We start from the raw sequence: 6,208 nt of genomic DNA, 5'->3' as shown, positions 1-6,208 counted from the left end.
CGTGACCCAAACCGGCACAGGAAAAACCTCGCGGATTGAAAACTCAGGACACTAGTCCGGCGACGTACGGAGTACAACGTCGGGGAGTACTTCAACGACTTCGTGCTCGAGTACCTGCGCTCCGAGGAGCTCAGCGACCCCACGAGCAGCCTCGTCCACGTGCTGAAGACCACCGGAGAGCGGCGCGTCACCAAGAAGGACCTGCGGGACAAGTACGGCCAGGGCAAGGGCGTGGCCATCCGGGTGACCGAGCAGAACCCACAGATTCTCGACGACTACCGGCGTCGCAAGGACCAGCGCACCCGGCGTGCCCCCAGCCACGAGGTCATCGCCGAGAACACCTCCACTCCAGCTCCTGACTGGGATGCGCTGCTCTCAAATGTCACCGACACCCCGCCCGGCAGTGCCCACGCCGAGGACTACCACGTCGCCGTGCGCGACCTGCTCGCTGCGCTGTTCTACCCCCACCTGACCCAGCCGCGGAAGGAGTGGGAAATCCATGACGGACGCAAGCGCATCGACATCGTGTTCACCAACACTGCCGGCGGAGGTTTCTTCAGCTGGGTCGCCCAGCACTACTTGGCACCGCTGATCATCGTCGAGTGCAAGAACTACGCCGACGACATCGCCAACGCCGAACTGGACCAGCTCGCCGGTCGGTTCTCACCGCGCCGTGGGCGCGTGGGGCTGCTGCTGTCGCGCAGCTTCAAGAACGAAAAGCGGTTCGCGCAACGCTGCAAGGACACCGCCACGGACGACCGGGGATTCATCATCCACCTGACCGATGCTGACCTGGGGGCACTCGTGGACGAGGCGCGCGTCTCCGAGTACCCGAACTTCCCACTCCTGCGGCAGCGATTCGACGCGCTGATCGCCTGAGCCCATCGAGAAGCGTCCCCCCGGTGCCACCTCGTCGTCGGCGAGCGCGGTCGGTGGGTTTTCGTCGCTGGAGCCGGGTGCCGGACGCGGTGGCAGCGAGGGCCGTCGATCACCGTCACAGCAGGGGCCCAAAAGCAGCCTGTGCCACCTCCTTCCCAAGTTGTTCATTAGGGCCGTGGGGAGGGGGCCTGGCGTGCCTCACGGGACGCTGGCGGCCCCCCAGGGTCGGCTGGGGGGTGCGGAACAGGCCCGGAGGGGGTGTGGGTGGGGTTGCGGCGGACTGTGTGGTCGCCTGGGAGGGCTGGGACACCCCGGATGAGGCCCCGAGCGTTGCCGGGCGGGGTTTGTGGGCGGGCTTGCGCACGGTGGGGGTGCGCGTGACGTCGGGTGGGGGGCGGTGCGCTGGCGGTCAGCCGGGAGCGGGCGGCACGGCGGCGAGCCGGTCGAACGCGGCGAGCAGGTCAGGCGTCCACGGCCAGGACCGCTGGTAGGCCACCACGGTGCGTCGGGCGTGGCGGGTGACGCGCGCGGCGGTGTGCCACAGCCGGTGGCGCAGGGTCTTGGGCGAGGCGGCGGCCAAAGTGCCGGTCAGCAGCAGGCGTTGGCTCCACGCGTTCAGCGCTTGGGCGCACAGCACCAGCTCGAGCCACACGGCGTTGAGTGCCAGGTCGAAGTGGGGCAGGTTTGACAGGCCGGTGTCCTTGGCGTCGCGGATGCGCTGCTCGACGTGGGCGTGGTGGCGGTGACGGCGGTCCAAGGTCGCCACGTCGTCGGTGCAGTCGGTGAGGAACACGCTCAGGCGGTAGCCGTCGAGGTCGCCCAGCTGGGCTTGCTCGCCGGGGCTGCGGGCCTCACGGCGGGCGATCAGCCGGGACCCGGGCGGCCAGCCGTTGGTAGTCAGGTCGATGTCGAGCTCGGCGACCTGGGGGCGGGGCTTGGCAGCCACGGGCAGCCGCCAGCGTTTGGGCCTGGCGCGTCGCTCGGCGCGGTTGGGCGCGTCGGGGTCGGCCACGTCGGCCCAGGCGGCGGCGTCCAGGCCGGCGATCGCCTCGCGCACCGGGGCGGTCACATCGAAGCCGACCGAGAAGGCGATCCCCTTGGCGCGCAACGCGTCGACGAACCCGTGGGTGGCCCCGGCGCCGTCGGCGCGCACCAGCATCGGGGTGCCCTCGGGGATAGCCGGCAGCGCCGCCAGCGCCGCGTCCAGCACGTCGAGGTGGTCGTCCACGGTGTTGGACCCGGCGTTGCCCGCACGCAGCATCCCCGCCAGCGGGTCGCCGGTGCCGTCGCCGTGGTCGACGTAGCACAGCAGCGGGTGGTGGCCGTAGGTCTTCTTGAACGTGCCGGCCGCGCCGACCTTGTCGGACTCGGCGCCAACGATCGTGGCGTCAAAGTCGAGCACCACCATCCCGTCGACCAGCGGCGGGCCGCTCTGGCGCCACACCGCCGCTCTGGCGTCGGCGCGCGCCCGCGCGATCGCGTCCGCGCCGCCCAACTCGTCGTCGGCGACGCGGTCCAAGGTGCGCCACACCGTGGCATGCGAGGCGACCTGGCCGAACAGCTCGGGCTGGTCACGCAGCACCGCAAGATCGGACACGCACACCGCCCCGTCAGCCAGCGCCACCGCCATGTCGCGCAGCACCTCGCCGGGGTCGTGGGCCGAGGCGCGCTGGCGACAGGCCCGCGGGCGCTCGCCCAACGCCTGGGTCAGCCCGACCCGGTCGGCCAGCCCCGACAGCAACGCCACCCCCGCGTGGGACACCACCCCCTCGGCGTCGCCGCGGACCTCCACCCGTCGCCCACCGATGTCGAACAGCCTGTTACTCTTCACCTGCAAGGTGCGCCCCTTGGCCTCGGAATCCTGGTGCGAACAACTCGGATTCTTGCAGGTCAAGGGGCCTTTTCGTGGGAACCTACCCCGCCCTCACGCCACCCTTAATGAACATCCTGGGCCAGCGGGGTTCCCGAACCCCCAGGGAGAACGTAGGTAACTTTCGCGATGCCGCTTGTCAGGAACTCCGGAAGACCAGGAAGGTCCACCTCTCGCACGACCCGGGCTCCACGTCCACTGAGGCCGCCGCGTCTCCGCGCCAACACGGCCGTCGTTGAGACGCCAGACGTGGGGAAGGTGCCCTCGGGCAGTCGCCACATCTCGAATACCTCGAAGGTCTCGAGCAGTTCCTCGCGGACCGAGGCACTGCTGTCCGCGGTCATCCAGGAACCCGGGAGGAGGATGCCAAGCAGGCCGCCTGGAGCGAGTGTCCTCATGCTCCACGTCATGAACTGATCGGCCTTCTGCGAACGCTTCCCGCCGCTGCTGAACTCCCATGGCGGATTACTCACAATGATGTGCGGCGGCGGACTAGGAGCAGGCTGCTGGAGAGTGTCTTCTGAAATGATCCGCCAGCCGTTACCGGCGGGCTGGGCGTGCAACAGCAGCGTGAGCCGGGCGATCTCGACCGCGAAAGGATCGATGTCGAAGCCCTGCAGGTGCACCGCCAGGTCGCGGTGTCGATCCTCTTCGGTCCAACCCACTGGCTGCAGGTCTCGAAGGCGGTCGTGGGCTGCGACGAGTAGCGTCCCCGATCCGCAAGCAGGATCCAGCACGTGCCGATTCTCAGGCGCCACCAGCTCGACTGGCAGGCCGTTCAGGAGCTGCGCCGCCAACCGGGGAGGCGTGTAGTGAATGCCAAGACGTTTGCGGTCATCCTCGTTCACGAGCGCCTGCTCGTAGACGTGGCTCAGGATGGACGGATCCAGGCTTTGGTAGTCGATTCCACTACCAAGCTGTGATACCAACTCCACGAGGATGGCCCGCTCGCGGCGGGACGACTTCTCGAACCAGTTAAACGACGAGGGATGTTGTCGCGCTACTGCATCGATCAGATCTTCCATCCCCGCCGCTTGAACCATTCCTCTGTCGCGGATGACGAGAGTCGTCAACGCACCGACCACCAACAGCGCCGCTCGACTATGACGATACCGCTTTCCCTGACCAGGCTTGGCGTCAACATTCGTGGGGACTAGGGCGTCGGTGGCAGCCTCCAGGGCTTCCCCCACGATGGGTGCGAGCTGCTCGGCGGATCGCGAGCGAGCAGCGGCGAGAAAGTTAACGGGAAGGTCAAAGAGCGGCAACTGCCGGAGGCCAACTTTGGCGCGCAGCGCTACAGCAGGACGTAGCCAAGCCCGGAGGCGGTCGACGTCAGCGAGGCCGACGGTCGGTATCCACGGTTGCTCCCCGCCGGCGACCCACAGGTCCAGGCCGTTTCCGCTTGCGACCATGAAGTACGGGGTGGCGATGGTCTCGGCCACTTGCCGCGCACGATCCAGTGCGTCCGAGGTGACTGCAACCAGCGCGGTCGACATATCTCGCGGCGCTGAGCGGCCGAAGGCCACGAACTCGACGGCGGCAACACCGTTGCCCCGCCCCAGCCAGACGGGGTAACCCGAGGCGATGGCGTCATCTGCGTACCCCACGGCCGCTAGGACTTGGCGGGCGGTGGCCAGTGTCTCGGCGGCACTCATTGTGGGATTCTGCCTCCCTGGGGATCCGATCGCTGCTAGCGCCGACTCGTGCCCGTGTCGGAAGTTTCAGTCGTTCCTGCGCTTGGGCCCACAGCCATAGTGTGGTCCGGGGGTGTGACTGCCCGGCTCGCGCGCGCTTCGGGCGCTTGAGGTGCTGGCGTCGTCGGGTCGCATCTGCCGCGCTCCTGCATGTCTGGATTGGGCGGTTCCGGCGGGTGCTAGCCAGTCAACCAGACACGCCGCAGACCCGGCAGGGGCGCCGTCGCCCGGGGTTTCGTTCGTGGGCCGAAGGCCGCGTCCGGGGCGCTCCATCTTGACCGCGTGGTCGCGCCCCGACACCGCGGCGGGTACGAGGTGATGGGGAGCAACCCCTGGCGTGCAAAGGGTGCGAACGGTCGAGGGGCTGCGACAGTCGCCGTGGGTCTGGTGGTAGCGGGGGCCCCCATCAACCCCCTACCCGCGAAGATCAGGGTCGCCGCCGTGCCGTCAAGGTCGTATGTGTCCGTAGGCGGCCGCGGCGTGGGCGGAAGACGGTTGCTGCCCCCGCCAGGTCCTTAGCCGTCGCCGTCTGAGGGCTCCTGGTACAGGGCATCAGCCCATTGCTGTAGCCCCGTGATGGCGTCCTGCAGCTTCTGCGGCGCAGGCAGGTACACCTGGCTGGCCCGGACCGCGAGCAGCGAGAGCAGCTCGGCGGTGTTGCGGGCGTCGGCGGCGATCTCGTGGCGCGGGCGGGCTGGCGTCACCTGGAATTCGTGCATCGGTGCGTCGTCGTCGCGAAGGCGGCGGTGGTGGCGCACCTGCGTCCAGAGGCGGGCTGTGCGCTCCCCTAGCCACCGGGCTTCCTGCACCAACCGGTCAACTTCTTCTGGTGCTAGCTCAGGGCGATCGAGATGTGGCGGGCGGGCGAGTACCTGCAGTTCCTGGACTAGCCGGTTCGCCTGGCGTACCAAGTAGTCGGCGCAACCATGAAGCGCGTCCATCTCCGGTCTCTTGGACGGCGGCGTGGCGTCGGTCATGGCAAGAGAGCCCCCCCGGGTGGTCGGTCAGCTGCTGACGGGTCGGCCGACGCGCGGCTGGTCATGGCGGGGTGGGAAGGCCTCACTGCACTGTTCTGGTCCAACGTTCGCCCCTACGGCCTGTTCGAGCTGGACATGGACCGTCACCTCGACTTCGACCTGGCCGCCACGGCGTGAGCGACCCTGTCCCGGACTCCGCAGTCCCTCGGACCCCTCCGAAGCGCAAGGCCCGGCAACTCGCCAAGCACCTCAGGGGCGAACACCCCGACTACGCCTACCTCAAGGCGGTGTTCCGCCATCTGCGGACCGAGCTGGAGGTCGAGGTGCAGAGGGAGCCGAAACGGCTGCCGTATGTTCCCACCGAGGCCGAGATCCGTCGCTACTACGAGGTCGTCTGGACCGGCCGGCGAGGCCAGGACATCGTCCTCATCAAGACCCTTCTGTTCACCGGGGTCGGGGTCTCCGAGCTGGTGCGCATCCGCATTGACGACGTCGACCTGGATGCCTGTCGCATCCGCATCACCCAGGGCAAGGGGGCCAAGGACCGCACAGTGCCCTTCCCGAGCTCGTTCAAGGAGACCCTGGCGCTGCACATCGACGCGCAGCAAGCCAAGGCGGCGGCCTTCCTGTTCGAGTCCAGCTGGAAGAAGCCCTACTCGACCCGAGGGGTCCGAGCGCTGCTCGCCCGCTACGCCGCCAAGGCCGGCCTCGAGCACAACATGCCCCCGCACCGGCTGCGGCACTTCCTCTTCACGTGGCTAAAGACCCAGGGCATCGACGACGCCCTG

General features: G+C 68.5%; 5 protein-coding genes. 2 read left to right on the top strand and 3 right to left on the bottom strand.

Annotated elements, in window-relative coordinates:
• Window positions 1–102 precede the first annotated feature (102 nt).
• Window positions 103–879 carry a hypothetical protein gene (locus WD250_07845; protein MEX2620117.1) on the top strand — a complete coding sequence of 259 codons (777 nt, stop codon included), beginning with the start codon at window positions 103–105 and terminating at the stop codon, window positions 877–879.
• Between the two features lie 409 nt (window positions 880–1,288).
• Here the strand turns inward: WD250_07845 and WD250_07840 are convergent, their stop codons facing one another.
• From WD250_07840 to WD250_07830, 3 genes are all read right to left on the bottom strand, one after another.
• Window positions 1,289–2,710 carry an IS1380 family transposase gene (locus WD250_07840; protein MEX2620116.1) on the bottom strand — a complete coding sequence of 474 codons (1,422 nt, stop codon included), beginning with the start codon at window positions 2,708–2,710 and terminating at the stop codon, window positions 1,289–1,291.
• Window positions 2,711–2,814: 104 nt separating this feature from the next.
• Window positions 2,815–4,404 (bottom strand): N-6 DNA methylase, encoded by a 1,590-nt coding sequence (locus WD250_07835; GenBank protein MEX2620115.1) that lies wholly within the window; start codon window positions 4,402–4,404, stop codon window positions 2,815–2,817.
• 554 nt (window positions 4,405–4,958) lie between these two features.
• On the bottom strand, window positions 4,959–5,420 hold the full coding sequence (locus tag WD250_07830) for a hypothetical protein (protein ID MEX2620114.1): 462 nt from the start codon (window positions 5,418–5,420) through the stop codon (window positions 4,959–4,961).
• A 173-nt stretch (window positions 5,421–5,593) separates the two neighbouring features.
• Between WD250_07830 and WD250_07825 the strand changes: the two genes are divergently transcribed.
• Window positions 5,594–6,208: tyrosine-type recombinase/integrase (locus WD250_07825; GenBank protein MEX2620113.1), on the top strand; the 615-nt coding region annotated here is incomplete at its 3' end.

This window comes from Egibacteraceae bacterium, assembly GCA_040905805.1.
In the GTDB taxonomy this organism is placed as follows: domain Bacteria; phylum Actinomycetota; class Nitriliruptoria; order Euzebyales; family Egibacteraceae; genus DATLGH01.
The sequence above is the reverse complement of the archived record's forward strand: the minus strand, read 5'-3'. Positions and strand labels throughout refer to the sequence as shown.